This window comes from Streptomonospora sediminis (assembly GCF_054778995.1).
Map to the genome: position 1 here is coordinate 41,391 of NZ_BAAGYZ010000072.1, position 21,146 is coordinate 62,536.

Consider the following 21,146-nt stretch of genomic DNA (forward strand, 5'->3'; position numbering starts at 1 on the left):
CGACCACCATGGAACTCCCCGACATCTGGTTCATCGCCATCGCGATCCTGTGGACCGGCTACTTCGTGCTCGAAGGTTTCGATTTCGGCGTGGGGATGCTGCTCCCGGTCATCGGCCGCGACGACACCGACCGGCGGGTCATGATCAACGCGATCGGCCCGATCTGGGACGGCAACGAGGTGTGGCTGATCACCGCGGCGGGCGCAATGTTCGCCGCGTTCCCCGCCTGGTACGCCTCGACGTTCAGCGGCTTCTACCTGCCGCTGCTGATAATCCTGCTCGCGTTGATCGTGCGGGGGGTCGCCTTCGAGTACCGCGGCAAGGGCGACACCGCCCGCTGGCGCGCGTGGTGGGACCGGGCCATCCTTTTCGGCAGCGCGGCACCCGCCCTGCTGTGGGGTGTGGTCTTCGGCAACATCGTGCGCGGGGTGCCGATGGACGCCGGCGGCATCGTCACCGGCGGCCTGGCGGACCTGCTCAACCCGTACGCCCTGTTGGGCGGGGTGACCACGCTGTCGCTGTTCGCCCTGCACGGCGCCGTCTTCCTCACCCTCAAGACCGCGGGGCCGGTCCGGGTCCGCGCCCGTGCCGCCGCGATCCGCGCGGCGCTCGTCGCGGTGCCCGCAGGTGCGGTGTTCCTGGCCTGGACGCAGTACTCCTACGGGGCTGCCTGGACACTGCCCGTTGCCGCGGTCACCGTCGCAGCGCTGCTGGCGGGGGCGGGTCTGGCGGCGGCCGGGCGCGAAGGGTGGTCGTTCGCCGCGACGGCGGTCGCCATCGGCGCGGCGTCGGTCACCCTGTTCGGGTCGCTGTACCCCGCGGTGCTGCCGTCGACCACCGACCCCGCCTTCGACCTGACCGTGCAGAACGCGTCCTCGGCCGGCTACACCCTCACGGTGATTTCGTGGGTGGGCGTGGTGTTCCTGCCGCTCGTGCTGGGCTATCAGGCCTGGAGCTACTGGGTGTTCCGCAAACGGGTCACCCGCGAACAGATCCATCCCGAACCGGCCTATGGTGGTGGCCCTGACGCGACCGGTGCCGGGGGCGGCGGCGGTCAGTCCGCTGCTCCCGCGCCGCCTGCCGGCGACACCGGAGACCGAGGAGGACCCATCTGATGAAGCCCCTCGATCCCCGCCTGGTGCGCACGGCGCGGTCCGTCCGGGTGCACCTGGCCGTCACGGTGGTTACCGGGGTGGCCGTGACCGGATTCGTGCTCGCCCAGGCATGGCTGCTGGCGCGGGTGATCTCCGGGGCGGCCGCGGGGATGGGCGCAGCCGAGCTGTCCTGGGCGATCGGCGCCGTCGCGGCAGTGGCGGTGGCGCGGGCGGCCATGGCTTACGCCCAGGAGGCGGCGGCGCTGCGTTCGGCGGCGAAGGCCAAGTCGGAGCTGCGCCGGCGGTTGGTCGCGCACGTGACCGGCACGAGCGGTGATGGCGGCGCTGACAGCGGCGCCGACCGGTCCGGCGCGCAAGCGCAGGAACGGAACCCGGACTCCCCGGGGCCCGCAGGGCAATCGGGGGCGGAAGCGGTCTGGTTGTCAGGGCAGACCGGCTCCGCAGAGGGGACGAGCACGCCACGCGCCGGTGAGTTGGTCACACTCGCCACCCGTGGCCTCGACGCGCTGGATGACTACTTCGCCCGGTATCTCCCGCAGCTGGTGCTGGCGGTGCTCGTCCCCGTCGCAGTCCTGGTCGTCGTCGTGGGCGCCGACTGGATCTCCGCAGCCGTCATCGCGGCGACGCTGCCGCTGATTCCGCTGTTCATGGCCTTGGTCGGCTGGCACACCCAGGCGCGCACCCAGCGCCAGTGGCGGCTGCTGAACCGGCTGGGCGGGCACTTCCTGGACGTGGTGGAAGGGCTGCCGACCCTGGCCATCTTCCGCCGTGCCAAGGCCCAGGCCGGCATCATCCGGCGCATCACCGACGAGCACCGGCGCACCACCATGGGGACACTGCGCGTGGCGTTCCTGTCGGCGTTCGTGCTGGAACTTCTCTCGACCCTTGCGGTTGCCCTGGTCGCCGTCGAGATCGGCATCCGGCTGATGTACGGGGTACTGGACTTCCAGACCGCCCTGCTGGTGCTGATCCTCGCGCCGGAGGCCTACCTCCCGCTGCGCGAGGTGGGTTCCCGCTTCCACGCGAGCATGGAGGGGGTGGCGGCGGCAGAACAGGTTTTTACAGAGCTGGAGAGGCGACGAGCGAGCGAAGTGGACACCGGCGAACCCGAAGGCACCCCCCGGAGTCCGCGAAGCAGAGCGAGAAGCCGAACGCTCCCGGCAAACACAGAGCTGGAGAGGCGACGAGCGAGCGGAGCGGACACCGGCGAACCCGAAGGCACCCCCCGGAGTCCGCGAAGCAGAGCGAGAAGCCGAACGCTCCCGGCAAACACAGAGCTGGAGAGGCGACGAGCGAGCGAAGTGGACACCGGCGAACCCGAAGGCGCCCCCCGGAGTCCGCGAAGCAGAGCGAGAAGCCGATCGCTCCAAGAGGGCACTGAGCTGGAGAGGCGACGAGCGAGCGGAGCGGACACCGGCGAACCCGAAGGCGCCCCCCGGAGTCCGCGAAGCACCGGCACTCCCGACTCAACAGGCAGCGGCACCGCCGCCCAACGGCTTCCGGCCGCGGTCGGTTCCGGCTCGGTGCGGATCAGGTTGGCGGACGTGCGGCTGGTCTATCCGGGGCGGGAGCGGCCCGCGCTCGATGGTGTCGACCTGCTGATCGAGCCCGGCCGGTCGCTGCTCCTCGCGGGACCGAGCGGGTCCGGGAAGAGTTCACTGCTTTCGCTGCTGCTGCGGTTCACCGCGCCCACGTCGGGCCGGATCCTGGTAGGCGGCACGGACGACGCTGGATGGGTACCGCTGGAGAACATCCCCGCCGACGAATGGCGCCGCCGCATTGCGTGGGTACCGCAGTCTCCGTACCTCTTCGATGACACCGTCGCCGACAACATCCGGTTGGGCTCGCCCGATTCCGGCATCGAGGAGGTGCGGCGGGCCGCCGAGCGCGCCGAGGCCGACGCCTTCATCCGGGCGCTCCCCGACGGCTACGAGACCCGGCTCGGCGAGCGCGGCGCCCGCCTGTCCGCCGGCCAGCGCCAGCGCATCGCCGTTGCCCGCGCGTTTCTGCGCGATGCGCCGATCGTGCTGCTGGACGAGCCGACCGCCCACCTCGATCCCGACAACGCCGCCGCGGTCCGCACCGCCGTCACCCGGCTGCTTGCGGGGCGCACGGGGGTGGTCGTGGCCCATGACACCCGTTGGGCCGATGCGGTCGACGGGGTGGTGCCCGTGCGCGGCGGGCGTGTCGAGTCGGGGGTGGCTTCATGAGGACGTCCGGGAACTCTGAGCGGACCGCCGCCGGCAGTGCGGCCGGCACCGGCTCCACCTCCGCCAACCCCAACCCCAACCCCGCTGCGGCCGACACCAGTCCGCCCGCGCCCGGCCGCGACCCGTTGTGGCGGATGATCGCGCTGGCCCGCCCGCGCAGCGCCCGCTTCCTGCTGGGCGTGCTGCTGGGCGCGCTCGCGACCGGGTCGGGCGTGGCCCTGCTGAGCGTCGCCGCGTGGCTCATCGCGCGGGCGGCCGAGCACCCGCCGATCACGGCGCTCAGTGTGGCCGTGGTCGCCACCCGGGCGCTGGGCATTTCCCGGGGGGTCACGCGCTATCTGGAGCGGTTGGTCACGCACGATGCCGCGTTTTCGACACTGGCCGATGTGCGCGTGCGCGTCTACGAACGGCTGGCCCGCACCGAGCCGGTGCGCCGCTTCCGCTCCGGCGATCTGGTTTCGCGGCTGGTCAGCGACACCGACGCCACCCAGGACCTGCTGGTGCGCGGGCTGACACCGCCGCTGGCGGCGCTGCTTACGGGCGGGGCGGCCGTGGTCTTCTGCACGGTGCTGCTGGCACCGGGCGGGCTGCTGCTGGGTGCGGGGCTGCTGCTGGCGGGCTTGGCGGTGCCGCTGATCGCCGCGGCCCTGGGCCGGGGACCGGGGCAGCGCCAGGCCGCCGCGCGCGGCGAGCTGTCAACTGCCCTGGTTGACACGCTCTACGGGGCGCCCGACCTGGTGGCCTACGGCGCCATGGACCGCGCAGTGCAGCGGGTCAACGACGCCGACGCGGAGCTGACCCGGATCGCGCGGCGCGACGCCGCCGCGCTGGGTTTCGGGGCGGGGGCGTCGTCGCTCATCACCGGACTGTCGGTATGGGGTGCGCTGCTGCTCGGTGTGGCGGCCGTTGAGGGCGGCTCGCTCAGTGCGATCTCGCTGGCGGTACTGGTGTTGACGGTCCTGGCGGCGTTCGAGGTCGTGGCGCCGCTGCCGGCCGTCGCGGCGCGGCTGGGCTCGATCCGGGCCGGCGGCGAGCGGCTGTTCAGCGTACTGGACACTCCGCCGTCGATCGCGCCGCCGCGCGATCCCGAGCGCCCGCTCCCCTCTGCCGCGCAGGCCGCGGCCGACAGCGACAGCGACAGCGACAGCGACAGCGGGCTGAGCGTACGCTCCCTGCACGTGCGCTACGCGCCGGAGGAACCGTGGGCGCTGCAGGGCATCGACGTGGATCTGCCCCCGGGCCGAACGGTCGCGGTCGTGGGCCCCAGCGGTGCCGGGAAGAGCACGCTCGCCGCGGTACTGCTGCGGTTCCGCGACCCCGATGCGGGCTCCGTCGCGCTGAACGGCGCCGACATCACGGAGTACGCCGCGGACGAGGTGCGGGCCGCTATAACGGGAGTGCCGCAGGATCCGCACATCTTCGCGAGCACGGTACGCGAGAATCTGCGGCTGGCGGCGCCCGGCGCCGATGACGAACGGCTGTGGGAGGTTCTGGAACGGGCGCGCCTGGCCGACGAGGTGCGTGCGATGCCGGACGGGCTCGGCACCGAGGTCGGCTCGCACGGTGTCCGGCTCAGCGGCGGTATGCGCCAGCGGGTCGCGCTCGCCCGCGCGCTGCTGGCGGCGCCGCGGGTCCTGGTGCTGGACGAGCCGACGGCGCATCTGGACCCGGACACCCGCGATGCGGTCGTGGACGACCTGCTGACGGCGGCCGCGGGGTACTCGACCCTGTTCATCACCCATGATCTGGCCGGGTTGGACCGGGTGGACGACATCTACGTGGTTGCCGAGGGGAAGGTCGTCCAGCACGGCACCCACGAGGAGTTGGCGGCCGAGGAACAGGGCTGGTACGCGCGGGCATTGCGCGTTTGAGCCGATGGGACCGAGCGGTTCCTGGCGATTCAGGGCGGGCGGTTTGCCAGCGTTGCCGGGGCTGCAGCGCAGATTGCTGCGCCAACGGGATTTGCGCCTTGATGCGGGGATGGCGGCTGTCCACAGGTGCCGGGTTTGGTTAGCGGGGTGGGGCGGTTGTCGGCTTGACTTGAATTAAGGGGTCCCCCGGGAACCCCGGCATGGTCGTGCCCTGGGCCTCCGTCCGGTTCGGCCCTTGCCCGTGCGGCAGTGTCGGCCGCGGAATCGCGCGGCTGTCCACAGGGAATGAATTCGTCTGGTGGACCGGACCGCGCCTCTTCCAGCATGGAGATCGACCGGGCATCCGCAGGGGATGACCGGCGGCATTTCCGGAGGTGCGCCATGGGCTTCCTCGCCCGCGTCCTGTCCACCGTGCTGGTCGTCGGATTCGGGTTGCTCCCTCCACCGGCCGGCGGCACGGTCGAGGAGGACGCAATGCACGAGTTGGCGGAATTTACCGTCGATCATCTGCCCGCTGGGATCGGCGACCAGGTCACGGACTTCCATACCGAGTGGGGCGGCGTCGTGTTCGCCTCGCGGGTGTGGGAACGCGAATTGCCTGATGGCGGCTACAGCGTCGACCTGAAGGTCAACGTGCTGCGGGGCGACCGCCTCGCCGATCTTCCGGCGGCGCGGGCGTTCCTTGCCGAGTACCACGAACGCGACCCCGCCGACTGGGACCTGCAGCCGTTCCGGCACCGCGGTGCGCCGGGGCTGCGGGGCGGCGGCCTGGCGTTCTGGCTGGCCGAGCCCGGCCTGGTCGCCGAGGTCCGCCTCGATCCCGCGCGGTTTCCCGAACCCGAACTCACCGCTACGGCACTGGGCATCCACCGGGTGGAACCCGCGCGCAAGGGCGGGTGAACCGGGCGCGCGGCGGCGCAAGCGCTCTGCCGACCCACTGGTCCCGGCCGCCGGGTTACGTCCAGTTCTCCCAGTTCAGCCAGCTCGCCATCTCGTCCCTGGGCCGCCGATAGCGCACCTTCAATATGCCGGCCTTGACGTTGCCGGAGATCCGGAAATGCGGCGCCGGAGGAGCCGGAATCTCGGGAACCGCCGAATCCAGACCACCGAGCCACGAGGTGTCCACGCTGATGGCGGCGGTTGCGTTGTCCGGCAGCACAAGCCGGGTCGACCCCAACGGGCCGTTCACCACGATGTCGATCACGTCACTGAGCAGGGTGGCCTCGTGGAAGTCCAGCCGGGTTTCGCCCGAGGGGTTGCTGACCTCGATCCGCTGCGGCACCTGCCAGTTCCCGCGGCGCACCACGGATCCGGCCGCCGACCGGATGACCAGGGGCGGGGCCGGCTCGACCTGCCCGGCCCCTGCACCCGCGCCGCCGGCGGCCGGCACGTGCGCGGGTTGGGCCGCACCTGCAGTCGGCAGGTCGGCCGTGATGGGGGTGAGGTCGCCATAGGTCTGTGCGCGGTAGGTGCGTTCCAGACGCTCGTCCAGTTCGTCCAGGGTGATACGGCCTTCCGCCGCCGCCTCCCGCAGAACCTCCGCCACTTTGTCGCGGTCACCGTCCGACGTGCGCATCTGCATCGGCTGAACTTCTCCGTCCGGACTCACGGTGCTCCTTCCGCCGGTCGGCACCCGGCGAATCTCACCGGAGACGGCCCATCTTAGTGTAGGCCGCCCCACTGCCCCCAGAGTTAGCAGCACGGCCATAAAACCCATAAAGGCAGACCATTTGTCGAATTATCCGAAAATCACCGCAGAGACACATATGGAAACACAGAGTAGCCCAGAGGGGCGAAACCATCGCAAAGGTAAGCAAAACAAGACTCGAAGAATGGTGCGCACGGCCACGTTGTCCATGCGATGATTGTGGATCCGTTTGCTTGATGGGTGCCACGCGAAATGCGCGCTCGGCCTGCACCAGCACGCACGCGGCCCGGCACAGCCCAGCGGGCGGACCCTCGTTTCGGCACCGAGCAGCCGCCTGCCGCGCCGTTGCGGCAACGGCCCGTCGGCCACCTGTGCGCCCGCCGCACGGCGCACCCCGGCCCATGGGGGCATGGGGCCCTCGCGAGCGCACCGAGCGAGGCGGTTGAGGCCCCTGCCGGGGTAGGACGGGCCCTGGCAGGGACCTGAGCCCAGCTGAGCGGGCCCCGAAACCCGGCCAGGTCGGCTTCCGGCGATGATCATGCTGGAATGCCCATCTCAGCATTGATTTTGGGCATTTCCGCCGCAGGGTCGGTGCGCCACCGAGTGCGGCCGGCCCCCACGCACGCTCTGCGGTCGCGCACCATCCTTAACGGACATCCCATCCGGGCTCGTTGCGCACACCTGAGTACAGGGACGCCCAGCGTGTGCCACCAGCGTTTTCCGCCTCCCCGACCCCTGTTTCGGACAGCCCTTATACCCCATATCGGACCCCAGATGGCCCCGTTCTCGGCCGGTTCTCACCCAACACGGCGACACCACCCCGCAGGCACTCGAAAACACTGCCGAAAATGGCGCGCTGACCTGCATATTCATGACCCCCGACAACGCGCCGCAGCAAGCCGGAAAACCGGTGTTGTGCCGCGTTTGCCCAAATTCCAGCGCGAGCATGTCACTTACTGAACGTGTTGGCCGGTCCCCGACCAGACCAACTCCCCTACGCAACCGACGCCCGGACTGCGACCGGAGGAATACAGGACGTGCCCAAGCTCGCCATTTCCCCGACCTTCCTCTCTGAATTCTCCCGACTCGACCAAGGGATCCAGGCCGCGGCGCTCACTGCCGTGCAGGCGTACATGTCCGGCGACCGCAGCCTGATCGAACCCGTTGCCGACCCTGTTGCCCCCGCAGCCGAAGCCGCCACCGAAGCCGCCGCCGCCCCGGCCGCCGATCCCGCCGACTCCCGGGTCCGCCTGCTGCGCGTCGGGCGGGAATGGTCCGGGGTGGTCGCCCCGGGCGCCGAGGACTCCGAGTGGTTGGTCGCCATCCGGCCCCGCGAGGAAGCCGCGGCCTTCGCACACGAGCTGCCCGAGCTGCCCGCACCCCGCGCCGAGTCCGCTCCGGAATCCGCCGTTGCAACCGCAACTCCGGACTCTTCCAACTCCGACTCCGCCGCTGCGTTCTCCACCGCGCTGCCCCGGGTCACCGGCCCCGACGAACTCTCCGCCCACCTGGGGAAGTCCTTCGCCGACTGGCAGGTCACCCTGCACCCGCGCCAGTACCGCATCGTCGAGGCGCACTTCGCCGGCTCGGCCCAGATCACCGGCGGTCCGGGCACCGGCAAAACCGTCCTCGCCCTGCACCGCGCCGCGCAGCTCGCCCGCCGCGACGCCGCCCGCCACCCCGGCGGCGGCCGGCGGACCATACTGCTGACCACGTTCAACCGGCTGCTCGCCCAGACCCTCTCGCAGCAGCTCGACCGCATCCTGCCTGAACGCGACCTGCGCGGCCGCGTCGAGGTCGCCACCGTCGACAGCCTCGCCCGCTCCCTCGTCCACGAGCAGACCGGGCGCAGCCCCGAAACCCTCGGGCGCGAAGAGCTCAGTGAGCGCTGGCGCACGGCCGCCCGCGCAGAAGGGCTGCCCTACTCCGGCCGCTTCCTGGCCGACGAGTGGGAACAGGTGATCCTCGCGCAGAACCTCACCCGCCTGCCCGACTACATCCGCTGCGAGCGCAGCGGCCGCGTGCTCCACCTCGCGCCCGAGCACCGCACCCACGTGTGGGAGGCCATCCAGCGCTACACGGGCGCGATGGAGGTCGCCAACGAGTGGGCCTACCCGCAGGTCGCGCTGGAGGCCGCGCGCGCACTCGCGAACACGGGGCCGCGCTACCGGCACGTCGTCGTCGACGAGGCCCAGGACCTGCACCCGGCGCAGTGGCGGATGCTGCGCGCCGCAGTGCCCGCCGAGCCCGACGACCTGTTCATCGTCGGCGATCCCAACCAGCGCATCCACGACAACCGCGTGTCCCTGGCCTCCCTCGGCATCAACGTACGCGGCCGCAGCCACCGGCTGCGCGTCAGCTACCGGGTCAGCCAGGAGATCCTCGACTGGGCCATGCCGATCCTCGGCGGCAACGCCACCGTGGGCATGGACGACAGCACCGACACGCTTGCGGGCTACCGCTCGCTGCTGCACGGCCCCGAACCCGTGGTGCGCGGCTGCGCGTCGCGGGCCGGCGAACGCAACACCATGGGCGACTGGGTGCAGGGCTGGCTGAAGGCGGGTGCCAACCCGTCGTCGATCGCGGTGGCCGGCCGCAACCAGTGGATCGTCCGCCACATCGGCAAGGAGCTCCAGGCCCGCGGCATCGCAACGGCACCGCTGGACTCCGGCGGCGACGTCCGGGCAGTGCGTGTGGGCACCATGCACAAGCTCAAGGGGCAGGAGTTCCGCTGCCTGGCGATCGTGGGCATGAGCGAACCCCTGCTGCCGCCCAAGGCCGCCATCGACTCCGCCGAGGGCGACCCGGTGGCACTGGAGCAGATCTACCAGCAGGAGCGCAACCTGCTGTTCGTCGCCTGCACCCGCGCCCGCGACGCGCTGCACGTGTCCTATGCCGGTGCGCCGAGCCGGCTGCTGCCCGATGTGGACGGCGCGGACCAGGACGCTGGTCCCGCCGATCCCGCGGAGTCCGCAGCAGCCCTCTCGGCGGTCTGACCAGGTAGGACCGGCCAGTACCAGTCAGCGCAGCAACACCCGAGGCGGGGCCGCCGGCAACTGCGGCGGCCCCGCGAAACCGAAACACCGTCCGGGGGCGGTGGAGCGGGTCCGCCCGGCTCCGCCGCTCCCACAGTCCGCTTACTCCTTCACCTGCTGGTCGAGCGCAGGGATCTCGACCGTCTGCGCCTGGGCCAGCGACTGGTCGGCCTCCAGGTCGGTGACCGTCATCGACGGGAGCAGGAGCGGTGGCGGGAAGCTCGGCGTGAATTCCAGCGGGATCCCGAGGATCCGCAGCTTCATCCGGGTGACGTGCATGACCACATCGCCGGACATGGTCATCTCCGGGATATCCATCGACGTGGTCGCGCCGCCGTCCTTGGACCACTGCCGGGCCCCGCTGACCTCGGCGGTGTCCATGGACAGTTTGAGGTAGCGCACCGTGCCGCCCTTGACGGGATACTCCACCACGCCTTCAAAGGCGGCGCCCTCCATGCTGAGGCTGTCGGCGGTCAGCCCGGAGGGTTCGGTGTGGGCGAGCCAGCGGTCGTCGCTCTGCTGCACCTCGAACTCGGGCGCTTTGCCTTGCTCCTTCGCCTGCCTGCAGGCTTCCAGCAGGGCGCGGTACTTTTCCTTGCTGATGGAGGCCGCCCCCTCCTGGACCGTGCACTCCGCAGCGGGTTCGGTTTTGCCGCCATCTCCGCCATCTCCGCCGTCCTGGCCGTCCGGCGCTTCTTCCGAGTCTTCCCCTGCGCCGTCCTGCCCGTCCTGCCCCGCGCCGCCGGTGCCACCGCCGTCGCCGCCGGAGGGTGCGGGCGACGCTGATGACCCCGGACCAGTGGTGGGCGAGGGCGAAGGCGCGGGCGAGGAGGTCTCCTCGTCGCCGCCGCCGAACCAGTCGTCCCAGGGCCAGGAGGCCGCGGCGGGTGCGGGCGCGGCGAGGGCGAGCACGGCCGCAACGGCGACGAGGGAGTGCAGCCGACCGCCGTCCGGCAGCGCATCGGTCCCGCCCCCATCGGAGCCCGGCCGCCGGTGCTGGCCGCCGCCCGGGGATCCTGGGTCCGGACCCTCGGCGGCTTCCCGCGTTGTTTCCGCTGTTTCCGCCGCGCGCTCGGCATCCGCCCGGTCCCCCGAGCCCTCCGAGCCCTCCGAGTCCCCGGAGTCCCCTACGTCCGCCGGGCCGCGCGCGGGACGCGCCTCTGCGGTCGGGGCCGCACCCCCGGCCCCGCTCCCGCCCGCGGCACCGCGCCGCCTCCCGCGGTTGCGCCGCGGCGCGCGGGACGGGCGGCCGCGGTCGGGTACCCAGGCCACGGCCAGCGCGCCGCCGATCATGCCGAAAAGCATCCCGAACCCGAATCCGCCGAAGTTCGAGGTGACGAAGGAGACCAGGGAAAGCAGGATCGCCGCGATCCCGTAGAAGAACCGCTGCGGGGGCTGCAGCCACACCAGTACGCCGACCGCCATCAGCAGCACGCCGGCGAAGTAGCCCGAGACACCGGCGATGCCCTGCTGCACGATCAGGTCGAGGGGGTTGAGCGCGGGGGCCGCGACGATGACGATTCCGGCGAGGAGGATCAGCACGCCGCCCCAGAAGGGCCGGCTCTTGCGCCACTCGCGGAACGCCGGGCGCGGGGTCTGCCACGCGCGGGAGGCGCCGTTTCGCGTCATCGGATCAGAAGCACTCGTGGTTGCCGGGCTTCATGCCCAGGTGCAGCCCGGTCAGGCTGAAGGTTCCGGCGTTGACCGACCACGCCGTCTGCTTGAGCCCGTCGATCTTGATCGTGTCCGCCTGCTGGCCGAAGGCCCCGCTCTTGCCGGTCTCGCCGGTGGCGTTCTCGACGGTGGAGGCGTCGCGGCCGATCTCCATCTCGGTGAACTTGGCGTCGCCGGAGAGCTGCTGCACGTCGATGACCATGTTCTTGGCCGTTGCCGGCTGGTCGCCCTGGCCGGCGTTGACCAGCAGGGTCACCTCGCCGACCGGGGTGTCCATCAGCACGGACTGGCAGAGGTTGCTGAGTTCGACGTCGTCGATGACCGAGATGGCGACGGGGTGCCCGGTGCCGTCAGCGGAGGTTGCGACGTCGCCGAACTGGGCGAACCCGGTGCCCTTGAGCTGGTCGGCCGAGACCTTGAAGCTTTCGCCGGAGACGGCGAACGATGCGGCGAGGGTCCCCTGGGCGGTCATGCCGACCAGTACCGCCGCGGCGCCCAGCGCCGGGATGAGGGCGAGTCCGAACCGTTTCCAGGCGGTTCCGCCGGAGGCGCGGGGGGCTTCCGCTTGCGTCTCCTCTGCCATGGGACTTCCTCCTTTACGGACACCGTGTTCGGCGCCCGTGACGGGGGCGAGGGATTGTGAGGTGTGCACTGCCGTGTGTTACCCAGGACACCTTACCCGCTGGTAGGTGAGGAACATTACAATAGTTGATGTCACATTTCCACCCGCCTGACTCGCGTGCGGAACCCGCCGGGAGCAGGGCCCTCATCAGCGTGGATGGTTCAGGAAGGCGAAGCCGTGGCGACCGACAACACCAATACAGCTCCCCGTTACCCCACACCCGCCACCCCCGGAGCCGACGGGTTCGACTACGACGTTGTGGTCATCGGATCAGGTTTCGGCGGTGCAGTTAGCGCACTCAGACTGACCGAAAAGGGGTACCGCGTCGGCGTCCTCGAAGCCGGCCGCAGGTTCAGTCCCGAGACTCTGCCCGAGACCTCGTGGGACTTACGCAACTTCGTCTGGGCCCCCGCGCTGGGCATGTACGGCATCCAGCGCATCCACCTGCTACGCGACGTCATGATATTGGCCGGCGCCGGAGTCGGCGGCGGTTCGCTGAATTACGCCAATACCCTCTACACGCCGCTGGACGACTTCTACGACGACCCGCAGTGGCGCGGCATCACCGACTGGCGCAGCGAACTCGCCCCCTACTACGACCAGGCCCGGCGCATGCTCGGCGTGCGCACCAACCCGACCATGACCCCCTCCGACAACCACCTGCAGAAGGTCGCCGAGGACATGGGCGTGGGCGCCACCTTCCACCGGGCGCCCGTCGGGGTCTACTTCGGCGACGACCGCGACGGCGACGGCGGCCACCCGGCCGATCCGGGCGAGTCCGGCGGCGATCCCTACTTCGGCGGCGCGGGCCCGCAGCGCGACGCCTGCATCGAATGCGGCTCGTGCATGACCGGCTGCCGCCACGGCGCCAAGAACACGCTCACCGAGAACTACCTCTACTTCGCCGAACGCGACGGCGCGGTGATCCACCCGATGACCACGGCCGAGCGGCTGCGCGAGCTGCCCGCCCGCGGCGACCGGGGGCCGGGTTATGCTGTCGACACGCTGGCCACCGGCGCGCCGCGCAGGCGCGAGCACGCCCGCACGTTCACCGCCCGCCAAGTGGTGGTCGCCGCCGGCACCTACGGCACCCAGACGCTGCTGCACCGCATGCGCGACAGCGGGTTGCTACCGCGGGTTTCGGCGCGGCTGGGCGCGCTGACGCGCACCAACTCCGAGTCGCTGGCGGGTGCTATGAGCAAGAGCGCCGACCCGCCCGAGGACTTCTCCCGCGGCGTGGCCATCACCTCCTCCATGCACCCCGACTCCCGCACCCACGTCGAACCGGTCCGCTACGGCAAGGGGTCCAACGCCATGGGGCTGCTGGCGACCATGCAGGTCCCCGGCGGCGGGCTGGTGCCGCGGTGGCTGCGTTTCCTCGGGCTAGCCGCGCGCCACCCCCGCGTCTTCTCCCGCAGCCTGTCGGTACGCCGCTTCTCCGAACGCACCATCATCGGCCTGGTCATGCAGTCGCTGGACAACTCGCTGACGACGTTCACGCGGCGCGGGGTGCTGGGCCGGCGGGTGCTGACCTCGCGCCAGGGCCACGGCGAACCCAACCCGACCTGGATCCCGCAGGGCCAGGAGGTGATGACCCGGCTGGCCGACGAGATCGGCGGTGACCCCGGCGGCACCGTCGGCGAGGTCCTGGACATCCCGCTGACGGCGCACTTCCTCGGCGGCTGCCCGATCGGGGCCTCGCCGGAAACCGGCGTGATCGACCCCTACCACCGGCTCTACGGCCACCCCGGCGTGCACGTCGTCGACGGTGCGGCGGTGACGGCCAACCTCGGGGTCAACCCGTCACTGACCATCACCGCCCAGGCCGAGCGGGCGATGTCGTTCTGGCCGAACAAGGGCGCGGCGGACCCGCGCCCGGCCCCGGAGTCCGGGTACCGCCGCATCGCCGCGGTTTTCCCGCAGCGCCCGTCCGTTCCCGCGGGCGCGAGCGCCGAGCTGCGTTTCACCGCCCCGCTGCCGCTCAGCGTGGCGAGCGCGGACAGCACCCGGGAGTGACCCCGCTGCGCCGGGCGGAGCGGCTCAGGCCGACCGCTCGGCGCTGCCGCCGTCCGGGCGGTTGCCGACCTGTGCCACCGCGCCGAAGACCCCGGCGGCGCCGTCGCCGCCGGGGTCCCCGGCGCTCTTGCGCTGGTTGATGTGTTCCAGTACCTCGGCGAAGTGTTCGCCGAGCACCTCGTGCAGGTGGCGGGCCATTGCGTCGGCGAGGAGTGCATCGACCGCTGTCTGGGCGAGCGGCCGCAGCCGGCGCACCAGTGCGGCGGTCTCGGCGATCTCGTCGCCCTGGAGGATGCCGTTGGGTGCGTGCTCGGCGAGAATGTGGTCGGCCACCGTGCGCACCAGCTCGCCGGCGAGTCCGCCCACGCGCTCCTTCAACCGCTCGGAGATGTCCAGGACGGTGCTCAGCTCCATGCCGGCCGCCACGAGTTCGGCGCCGGCGTTGAGCAGCCGCGGACTCGGCACGCGGAAGCGCACCCCTTCGCGCTCCAGCAGGCCCAGCCGCAGCGACCGGGTGATGTTGGGCGCGCTGACCTGCCCGGGAAACATTTCGCGCAGCTCGGCAACGGTGATGTAGCCGGGGATTTCGTCGGACCAGGGGTCGCCGATGGCCGATTCGAAGCCGAGGATGTCGTTCAGGTCGCCGCCGCGCTCCCAGACGGTGACCAGCTCGCTGATGTTGGCGAAGGTGTAGCCCCGTTTGAGTAATTGCCCGATCAACCGCAGGCGCGCCAGGTGGGCTTCGGTGTAGATACCGATCCGGCCCTCGCGGCGGGGCGGCGACAGCAGCCCCCGGTCCTGGTAGACGCGGACGTTGCGCACCGTGGTCTCTGCGAGCCGCGCCAGCTCGTCGATGCGGTATTCGGCCATGCCCCAAGACTAGGCGTGTTTACCCGGGCGCCGCTGCACAGCCCGACCGGGCCCGCCGTCCTACTGCGCGCCGCTCCGCACAGTGAGCCACATTCCACTACCGGTTGAATTGTGACAATGCCCGTTGTAATGTTTCGGCATCCGAATGTGGACGAGATCACACATCCGCCCCGCACGGCGCGGCCCGGCGGCCGCCCCGAGGCCCCTCGGTACCCGCCGGACCGCCGCCGACCGGGATAAGGAGGACCGGCGTGACCGTTGAGCCGCAGACCCGAACCACCGATCGCGAAGACATCGCCAAACGCCTGCTGCGCTCCTCGGCCAAGGCGTCCTTCGACCCGCTCGTGGAGATCGACTGGGATGCCCCCATCGACCGCGACCGCTACGCGATCCGGCCCGAACGGGTGTCCCTCTACGGCACCGAGCTGTGGGAGACGCTCACCGAGGAACAGCGCAAAGAGCTCAGCCGCCAGGAGATCGCCAGCCTGGCCAGCATCGGGATCTGGTTCGAGACGATCCTGATGCAGATGCTGGTGCGCCACGCCTACGACCGCGACCCCACCACCAACCACGTGCAGTACGCCTACACCGAGGTCGCCGACGAGTGCCGCCACTCGGTCATGTTCGCCAAGTTGCTCGGCAAGCTGGACGCTCCCTACTACCGGCTCGACCCCGTCGCCCAGTTCCTCGGCCGCGTGTTCAAGACGGTGTCCAACGGCCCGCTGACCTTCAGCGGCGCGCTGTTCGTCGAGGAGATCCTGGACCAGCTGCAGCGCGAGATCATGGCCGACGACGAACTGGAACCGCTGACCCGCGCCGTCTCGCGCATCCACGTCGTCGAGGAGGCCCGGCACATGCGCTACGCCCGCGAGGAGTTCGCGCGCGACTGGCAGCGGCGCGGCCCCCTCGTCCAGCACTACAGCCGGTTCGTGCTGGGCCTGGTCGTCTACTACTCCGCGACCCGCCTGGTCAGCCCCAAGGCCTACGCCCGCGTGGGCCTGGACCCGCGCGCGGCCCGCAAAGCGGCCCGCCGCAACCCGCACTGGACCGACACCAAAACCTGGGCGGCGCGCAAGGTCGTCGACACCCTCGACCGCGCCGGCGCCATCTCCGGACCCGGCAGGTACTTCTGGCGCAAAGCCGGACTGCTCGGTAGCAGCGGAGCCACAGCGGCCCGCTCGGCCGCCGGCCCCTCGACCGCCGGCCCGGAGGCTCAACGCGCCTGAGCCTGCGGGCCGGCTCCAGCCGGCGCCCCGGGACCGGAACCCCTCCGCCGGCTCCGGGGCGCCGTCCATCCCACCGGTCGAAAGGAACGGCTGACGTGACCGAGGACCAGGACGCGACCACCCCCCGCGCGGCGGCACCGCCGCACTACCGGGTCGCCATCGTCGGCACCGGGTTCGCCGGGATCGGCATGGCGGTGCGGCTCAAACAGGCCGGGCTCGACGACATCGTGCTGCTGGAGCGCGCCGACGAGGTGGGCGGTACCTGGCGCGACAACACCTACCCGGGCGCCGCCTGCGACGTCCCCTCCCACCTGTACTCCTTCTCGTTCGCGCCCAACCCCGACTGGAGCCGCAGCTTCTCGCCGCAGCCCGAGATCTGGGACTACCTGCGCCGGGTCGCCAAGGACCACGACGTGGTGCGCCACGCCCGGTTCGGCCACGACGTCACCGAGGCGCGGTGGGAGCCCGGCCCCAACCACTGGCGGGTGGAGACCACCGGCGGCACGGTCACCGCCCAGTTCCTGGTGACCGGGTGCGGCCCGCTCGCCGATCCCGCCTATCCCGACATCCCCGGTCTCGGCTCGTTCGCCGGGGCGGTCTTCCACTCGGCTGCCTGGGACCACGGCCGCGACCTCGCCGGGCGCCGGGTGGCGGTGGTCGGCACGGGCGCCTCGGCGATCCAGTTCGTCCCCGAGATCCAGCCGGCCGTGGCCGAGCTGAAGCTGTTCCAGCGCACGCCGCCGTGGGTGATCCCCCGCCACGACCGCGATATCACCCGGGCGGAGAGCCTGCTGTTCCGCAGACTGCCGCTGACCCAGCGCATCGCCCGCACCTGCATCTACTGGGGTAGGGAGAACTTCGTGCTCGGGTTCGTGCAGAACCCGAAGCTGCTCGCGGTGGCCGAGCAGCTGGCGCGGCTGAACCTGCGCCGCGGCATCAAGGACCCCGGGCTGCGCCGGCGGCTCACACCCGACTACACCATCGGCTGCAAGCGCATCCTGCTGTCCAACGACTACTATCCTGCGCTGGCCCGGCCCAACGTCGACGTCGTCACCGACCCCATCGCCGAGGTACGGCCCGATGCGGTCGTCACCCGCGGCGGCACCCGCCACGAGGTGGACACCATCATCTTCGGCACCGGGTTCCAGGTCACCGAGCCGCCGATCGCCGCGCGGCTGCGCAGCGCCGACGGGGTGCTGCTCGCCGACCACTGGGGACAGGACATCCAAGCGCTGCGCGGCACCACCGTGGCCGGATATCCCAACCTGTTCGTGCTGGCCGGGCCCAACACCGGGTTGGGCCACTCCTCCCAGGTGTTCATGCTCGAAGCCCAGATCGCCTACACGATGGCGGCGCTGCGCTACGCGCACGACAACGGCGCCGACCGGCTCGAACCGCGCGCCGACGCCCAGGAGGCCTACACCCGCCGGGTGCAGCGGAAGATGCGCGGCACAGTGTGGGTCTCTGGCGGCTGCGACAGCTGGTACCTGAACGACCAGGGCCGCAACACCACCTTGTGGCCGGGTTTCACCTGGGAGTTCGCCTTGCGCACCCGCCGGTTCGACCCGGACTCCTACCACGTGCGCACTGCGCGGGCGGCCCCGCGCGGGCGGGACCGCGGGCGCGGGCGCCCCTGTACGCCGCCGGGTGTGCGCGCGGCACCGGCGGATGCGGGGGCCGACGCAGCCAGGGACACCGGCGCGGTGCCGCGGGACAAGAGGGAAAAGCCGGGCAAGGGAGCCGAGGGGGCCGGGACACCGTGAGCGTTATGGGCGATGCCGAGGAGGAATACCACGGACCCGCCACCCTGGTGGCCGGCGGCACCGAGGCCGCTGTGGAGGCCCACCTGGCCGGGCACTTCGACCCCTTGGCGGGCGCCTACCGGTGGGTGGGGCGGATCTCGCCGGACCCGGCCGCCGACGCGGCCTTCGCCGCCGGCGACACCGCGGTGCGGCTGCGCACTCCCGACGGGCACGAGGGAGCGGGCAGGCTCACCGAGGCCAATGTCTGGGGCGGCTACCGGGTGGTGGGCACCGGCACGCCGCCGTTCGCGGTCCCCAAGGTTGCGCCCGAGGCGGATTGACATCCGGCAGTGCCCGCAGCGCCCGCCGCGCCTGTTACCAGGGGTCTTCCTGGCGGAAGAACGCCGCGCCGGCCCGGTGGGTCTGCTCGGCGGCGTAGCCCGGCTTGATGACCTGGTCGATCAGGGCCAACCGTTCGTCGTGGCCGATGAACGCCGACTTCATGGCGTTGACCGCGAACCACCGCAGCGTTTCGGCCGTGTAGCCGAACTCCGCGGCGAGCAGGGCCAGCTCCTCGCTGAGGGTGGTGCTGTCGAGCAGCCGGTTGTCGGTGTTGACGGTCACACGGAACCGCAGCCTGCGCAGCGTGTCGACCGGGTGCGCGGCCCGCGACGGCACCACGCCGGCGTTGACGTTGGAGGTGGGGCACAGCTCCAACGGGATGCGCTTGTCGCGGATGTAGGCGGCGAGTTCGCCCAGTTTGGCCGAACCGTCGTCGGCAACGGCGATGTCGTCGAAGATGCGCACGCCCTGGCCGAGCCGGTCGGCGCCGCACCACTGGATGGCCTCCCAGATGGACGACAGCCCGAACCCTTCGCCGGCGTGCAGGCTCAGGTGGAAGTTGGCCCGCTTGACGTGCTCGCAGGCGGAGATGTGCCGGGTGGGCGGGTAGCCGGCCTCGGGACCGGCGATGTCGAAGCCGACCGCCCCGCGGTGGCGGTAGCGCACCGCCAGGTCGGCGATCTCCAGCGAATCGGCCGCCTGGCGCATGGCCGTCAGCAGCAGCCGCACGTCGGCGGCTGCGCCGAACAGGCGCGCCTTGGCCCGGCCGACCTGCAGGCCTTCCAGGACCGCGTCGACCACCTGCTCCCGGGTGAGTCCGCCCTCGGTGTGCTGTTCGGGGGCGAGTTTCACCTCGGCGTAGACGACGCCGTCGGCGGAGAGGTCCTGGGCGCATTCGGCCGCCGCCCGCTTCAGCGACTCGGAGTCCTGCAGCAGGCCGAGGACGGTGTCCAGCCGCTGGGCGCGGTCCTCGGGTGTGGGCGCCGCGGCGGCGAACCAGGCGCGCAGCCGGCCGGGGTCTTCGGCGGGCAGGGGCGGGGATCCGGTGCGGGCGGCGAGGTCGAGCACGGTGCCCGGGCGCAGGCCGCCGGTGAGGTGGTCGTGCAGCAGCACCTTGGGCAGGCGCCGGATGGTTTCGTAGCGGAGTGGCGTCATTCTCCTCCTCTGGTTGTGTGTTGTGAGCTGCGGAGCCTCCAGTGGGTAAATTGCCGGGCAGTCTAGTTGACGGGGTGCCCGCTGCGCTGGGGCGGGGGTGTTGCGGTGCTCACAGGTGGCGGGCAGCATCGGGCGGCCCGCTCCTGCCGGCGCGGCTTGCGGGATGCGGCGACGCACCGCAGCGGGTAACCGGCTCGCGCCGCGTCAGCCCTTGATGACCGCTCAGGCGGGCCCGGCCGGGTTGCGGGCGGGGCGGCCGGCGGGGGGCAGGACATGTTCGGAGACCTCCGAGTGCACCTGCTGCAGCCGGGCCCGCGCGGCGCGGCGCAGGCGGCCCAGGCACTCCACCGCCGCCGATTCGTCGCCGACCAGGCCGCCCTTGACCACCGCCGGTACGCCGTCGAGCGAGCCGCCGCTGATGGTGCCGTGCACCGCAAGCGGCAGCACCTCGCCGCCGACCGCGAAGCCGTGCACATCCAGCGCGTCGAACACGCAGGAGGTGACATCGCCGCCGGTGAGGTAGAGGCCGCTGGGCAGCGCGTGGCTGCCGGCCTGCTCCTCGACCGCCCCGACCACCTCGGCCAGCAGCTCGGCCAGGCGCGCGGGCAGGGCCCGCACGGCCGTGCGGGGCTCCGCCGCCGGGCCGGGCCCGACCAGGCGCAGCACGACGACGTCGGGAAAGACCGCGGAACCGATCCGTTCGGTGAGCTGCCGGGCGACATCGGCGGCGTGATCGCGGTCGCCGCCGCCGAGGCGGTCGGCTTCGGCGTCGACGAAGCGTACGGGACCGGAGCGAGCGAGGGCGGCCACCTGGCGCCGGGTCAGGTCGGTGGTGCTGCCCGCGACGGCCAGCACGGGTCCCGGCGCGCGCGCCTGGCCGCGCAGCCGCATTGCATAGGCAAGCAGTGCCCCGCTGGGCCCGGGGTCGGCCGCCACCCAGACGGTGCCGTCCTCGCGGTGCACTTCGGCGGCCGCCCCGGCGAGGGCCTCGATGCGCTGTTCGTCGGCGGCGTCGCAGACCAGCACGGGTTCGTCGCCGGAGCGAAGTTCGGCGGTGAGCATGTTCTGGGTGACCTGGCGGACCGCCACCCTGCGCACGGCCAGGCCGCTCTGGCGGGCGAGGATCGCCGCGATGTCGCCGGTGTCCATCGGGCAGTACGGGTCGCGGGCCAGCTCGGTCTGCTCCAGTGGCAGGCCGCCGAGCAGTTGGACGCCGTCGACGGTGGTGCGGCCGCCGGTGGGGAAGGCGGGCACCACCAGCGCGCGCACGGCGGTGCGGGCCGGTACGCGCTCGCGCACCGCGCGCCAGGCGGCCTCCAGTTCAGCACCGACGTTGCCGCGCAGGGTGCTGTCGATCCGCTTGACGACCAGGCCCACCGGCCAGATCGCTTCGATGACGTCGGCCACCAGGTCGGCGGCCTGCTCGGCAGAGGCGTGCCTGCTGTCGAGGTTGGCGACCACCGCGTCGTACTCCGCGGCGACGGCGGTGACGTGCTCGGGGGTGACGGTGGCGACCCGCATACCGGCGCGCGCGAACCGGGCGCCGGTGGCGTTGGCGCCGGTGAGGTCGTCGGCGACGACAAGAACCTGGGCCACGGCTTCCTTTCCTTCCTGCTGCGC

General features: G+C 71.7%; 15 protein-coding genes. 9 read left to right on the forward strand and 6 right to left on the reverse strand.

Going from position 1 to position 21,146, the window contains the following annotated elements:
• Nucleotides 1-8: 8 nt before the first annotated feature.
• The 4 genes from cydB to ACYVD5_RS14615 all read left to right on the forward strand — a co-directional run bounded on the left by cydB (nt 9) and on the right by ACYVD5_RS14615 (nt 6,096).
• Nucleotides 9-1,115, forward strand: coding sequence for a cytochrome d ubiquinol oxidase subunit II (cydB, locus tag ACYVD5_RS14600; RefSeq protein ID WP_461001576.1), 1,107 nt, complete (start codon nt 9-11; stop codon nt 1,113-1,115).
• Nucleotides 1,115-3,325 carry an ABC transporter ATP-binding protein/permease gene (locus ACYVD5_RS14605; RefSeq protein ID WP_461001577.1) on the forward strand — a complete coding sequence of 737 codons (2,211 nt, stop codon included), beginning with the start codon at nt 1,115-1,117 and terminating at the stop codon, nt 3,323-3,325. Before cydB ends, ACYVD5_RS14605 begins: the two co-directional genes overlap by 1 nt.
• Before the next feature lie 134 nt (nt 3,326-3,459).
• Nucleotides 3,460-5,196 carry a thiol reductant ABC exporter subunit CydC gene (cydC, locus tag ACYVD5_RS14610; protein ID WP_461001659.1) on the forward strand — a complete coding sequence of 579 codons (1,737 nt, stop codon included), beginning with the start codon at nt 3,460-3,462 and terminating at the stop codon, nt 5,194-5,196.
• A 381-nt stretch (nt 5,197-5,577) separates the two neighbouring features.
• Nucleotides 5,578-6,096 (forward strand): hypothetical protein, encoded by a 519-nt coding sequence (locus tag ACYVD5_RS14615; protein ID WP_461001578.1) that lies wholly within the window; start codon nt 5,578-5,580, stop codon nt 6,094-6,096.
• A gap of 55 nt (nt 6,097-6,151) precedes the next feature.
• On the opposite strand, the gene ACYVD5_RS14620 is transcribed toward ACYVD5_RS14615, so the two are convergent.
• Nucleotides 6,152-6,805 (reverse strand): DUF1707 SHOCT-like domain-containing protein, encoded by a 654-nt coding sequence (locus ACYVD5_RS14620; RefSeq protein ID WP_461001579.1) that lies wholly within the window; start codon nt 6,803-6,805, stop codon nt 6,152-6,154.
• Between the two features lie 1,076 nt (nt 6,806-7,881).
• Between ACYVD5_RS14620 and ACYVD5_RS14625 the strand changes: the two genes are divergently transcribed.
• The gene (locus ACYVD5_RS14625; RefSeq protein ID WP_461001580.1) at nt 7,882-9,840 is read left to right on the forward strand and encodes a UvrD-helicase domain-containing protein; all 1,959 of its coding nucleotides are present in this window, start codon (nt 7,882-7,884) and stop codon (nt 9,838-9,840) included.
• 141 nt (nt 9,841-9,981) lie between these two features.
• Here ACYVD5_RS14625 and ACYVD5_RS14630 read toward each other — a convergent pair whose 3' ends face one another.
• Both ACYVD5_RS14630 and ACYVD5_RS14635 read right to left on the reverse strand, forming a co-directional pair.
• A complete protein-coding gene (locus ACYVD5_RS14630) occupies nt 9,982-11,508 on the reverse strand; it encodes a DUF6114 domain-containing protein (RefSeq protein WP_461001581.1) in 1,527 nt (508 codons plus the stop codon).
• Between the two features lie 4 nt (nt 11,509-11,512).
• Nucleotides 11,513-12,136 carry a DUF6230 family protein gene (locus ACYVD5_RS14635; RefSeq protein ID WP_461001582.1) on the reverse strand — a complete coding sequence of 208 codons (624 nt, stop codon included), beginning with the start codon at nt 12,134-12,136 and terminating at the stop codon, nt 11,513-11,515.
• Nucleotides 12,137-12,352: 216 nt separating this feature from the next.
• On the opposite strand from ACYVD5_RS14635, the gene ACYVD5_RS14640 reads away from it, so the two are divergent.
• A complete protein-coding gene (locus tag ACYVD5_RS14640) occupies nt 12,353-14,191 on the forward strand; it encodes a GMC oxidoreductase (protein WP_461001583.1) in 1,839 nt (612 codons plus the stop codon).
• A gap of 24 nt (nt 14,192-14,215) precedes the next feature.
• Here ACYVD5_RS14640 and ACYVD5_RS14645 read toward each other — a convergent pair whose 3' ends face one another.
• Nucleotides 14,216-15,061, reverse strand: a complete 846-nt coding sequence (locus ACYVD5_RS14645; RefSeq protein WP_461001584.1) for a MerR family transcriptional regulator — start codon at nt 15,059-15,061, stop codon at nt 14,216-14,218.
• A 251-nt stretch (nt 15,062-15,312) separates the two neighbouring features.
• Between ACYVD5_RS14645 and ACYVD5_RS14650 the strand changes: the two genes are divergently transcribed.
• From ACYVD5_RS14650 to ACYVD5_RS14660, 3 genes are all read left to right on the forward strand, one after another.
• On the forward strand, nt 15,313-16,287 hold the full coding sequence (locus tag ACYVD5_RS14650; protein ID WP_461001585.1) for an AurF N-oxygenase family protein: 975 nt from the start codon (nt 15,313-15,315) through the stop codon (nt 16,285-16,287).
• 95 nt (nt 16,288-16,382) lie between these two features.
• Nucleotides 16,383-18,050, forward strand: coding sequence for a flavin-containing monooxygenase (locus ACYVD5_RS14655; protein ID WP_461001586.1), 1,668 nt, complete (start codon nt 16,383-16,385; stop codon nt 18,048-18,050).
• 5 nt (nt 18,051-18,055) lie between these two features.
• Nucleotides 18,056-18,370 (forward strand): DUF4873 domain-containing protein, encoded by a 315-nt coding sequence (locus tag ACYVD5_RS14660; protein WP_461001587.1) that lies wholly within the window; start codon nt 18,056-18,058, stop codon nt 18,368-18,370.
• Between the two features lie 34 nt (nt 18,371-18,404).
• Here the strand turns inward: ACYVD5_RS14660 and ACYVD5_RS14665 are convergent, their stop codons facing one another.
• Entirely contained in the window at nt 18,405-19,526 is a 1,122-nt protein-coding gene (locus ACYVD5_RS14665) for an adenosine deaminase (RefSeq protein ID WP_461001588.1), read from the reverse strand.
• A gap of 222 nt (nt 19,527-19,748) precedes the next feature.
• A complete protein-coding gene (locus ACYVD5_RS14670; RefSeq protein ID WP_461001589.1) occupies nt 19,749-21,122 on the reverse strand; it encodes a four-carbon acid sugar kinase family protein in 1,374 nt (457 codons plus the stop codon).
• Nucleotides 21,123-21,146 lie beyond the last annotated feature (24 nt).

What these genes read in the sequence shown, in the direction of transcription:
- cydB (WP_461001576.1), top strand. Translation starts at nt 9, where the DNA reads ATGGAACTCCCCGACATCTGGTTCATCGCCATCGCGATCCTGTGGACC.
- ACYVD5_RS14605 (WP_461001577.1), top strand. Translation starts at nt 1,115, where the DNA reads ATGAAGCCCCTCGATCCCCGCCTGGTGCGCACGGCGCGGTCCGTCCGG.
- cydC (WP_461001659.1), top strand. Translation starts at nt 3,460, where the DNA reads ATGATCGCGCTGGCCCGCCCGCGCAGCGCCCGCTTCCTGCTGGGCGTG.
- ACYVD5_RS14615 (WP_461001578.1), top strand. Translation starts at nt 5,578, where the DNA reads ATGGGCTTCCTCGCCCGCGTCCTGTCCACCGTGCTGGTCGTCGGATTC.
- ACYVD5_RS14630 (WP_461001581.1), bottom strand. Translation starts at nt 11,508, where the DNA reads ATGACGCGAAACGGCGCCTCCCGCGCGTGGCAGACCCCGCGCCCGGCG.
- ACYVD5_RS14635 (WP_461001582.1), bottom strand. Translation starts at nt 12,136, where the DNA reads ATGGCAGAGGAGACGCAAGCGGAAGCCCCCCGCGCCTCCGGCGGAACC.
- ACYVD5_RS14645 (WP_461001584.1), bottom strand. Translation starts at nt 15,061, where the DNA reads ATGGCCGAATACCGCATCGACGAGCTGGCGCGGCTCGCAGAGACCACG.
- ACYVD5_RS14660 (WP_461001587.1), top strand. Translation starts at nt 18,056, where the DNA reads ATGGGCGATGCCGAGGAGGAATACCACGGACCCGCCACCCTGGTGGCC.
- ACYVD5_RS14665 (WP_461001588.1), bottom strand. Translation starts at nt 19,526, where the DNA reads ATGACGCCACTCCGCTACGAAACCATCCGGCGCCTGCCCAAGGTGCTG.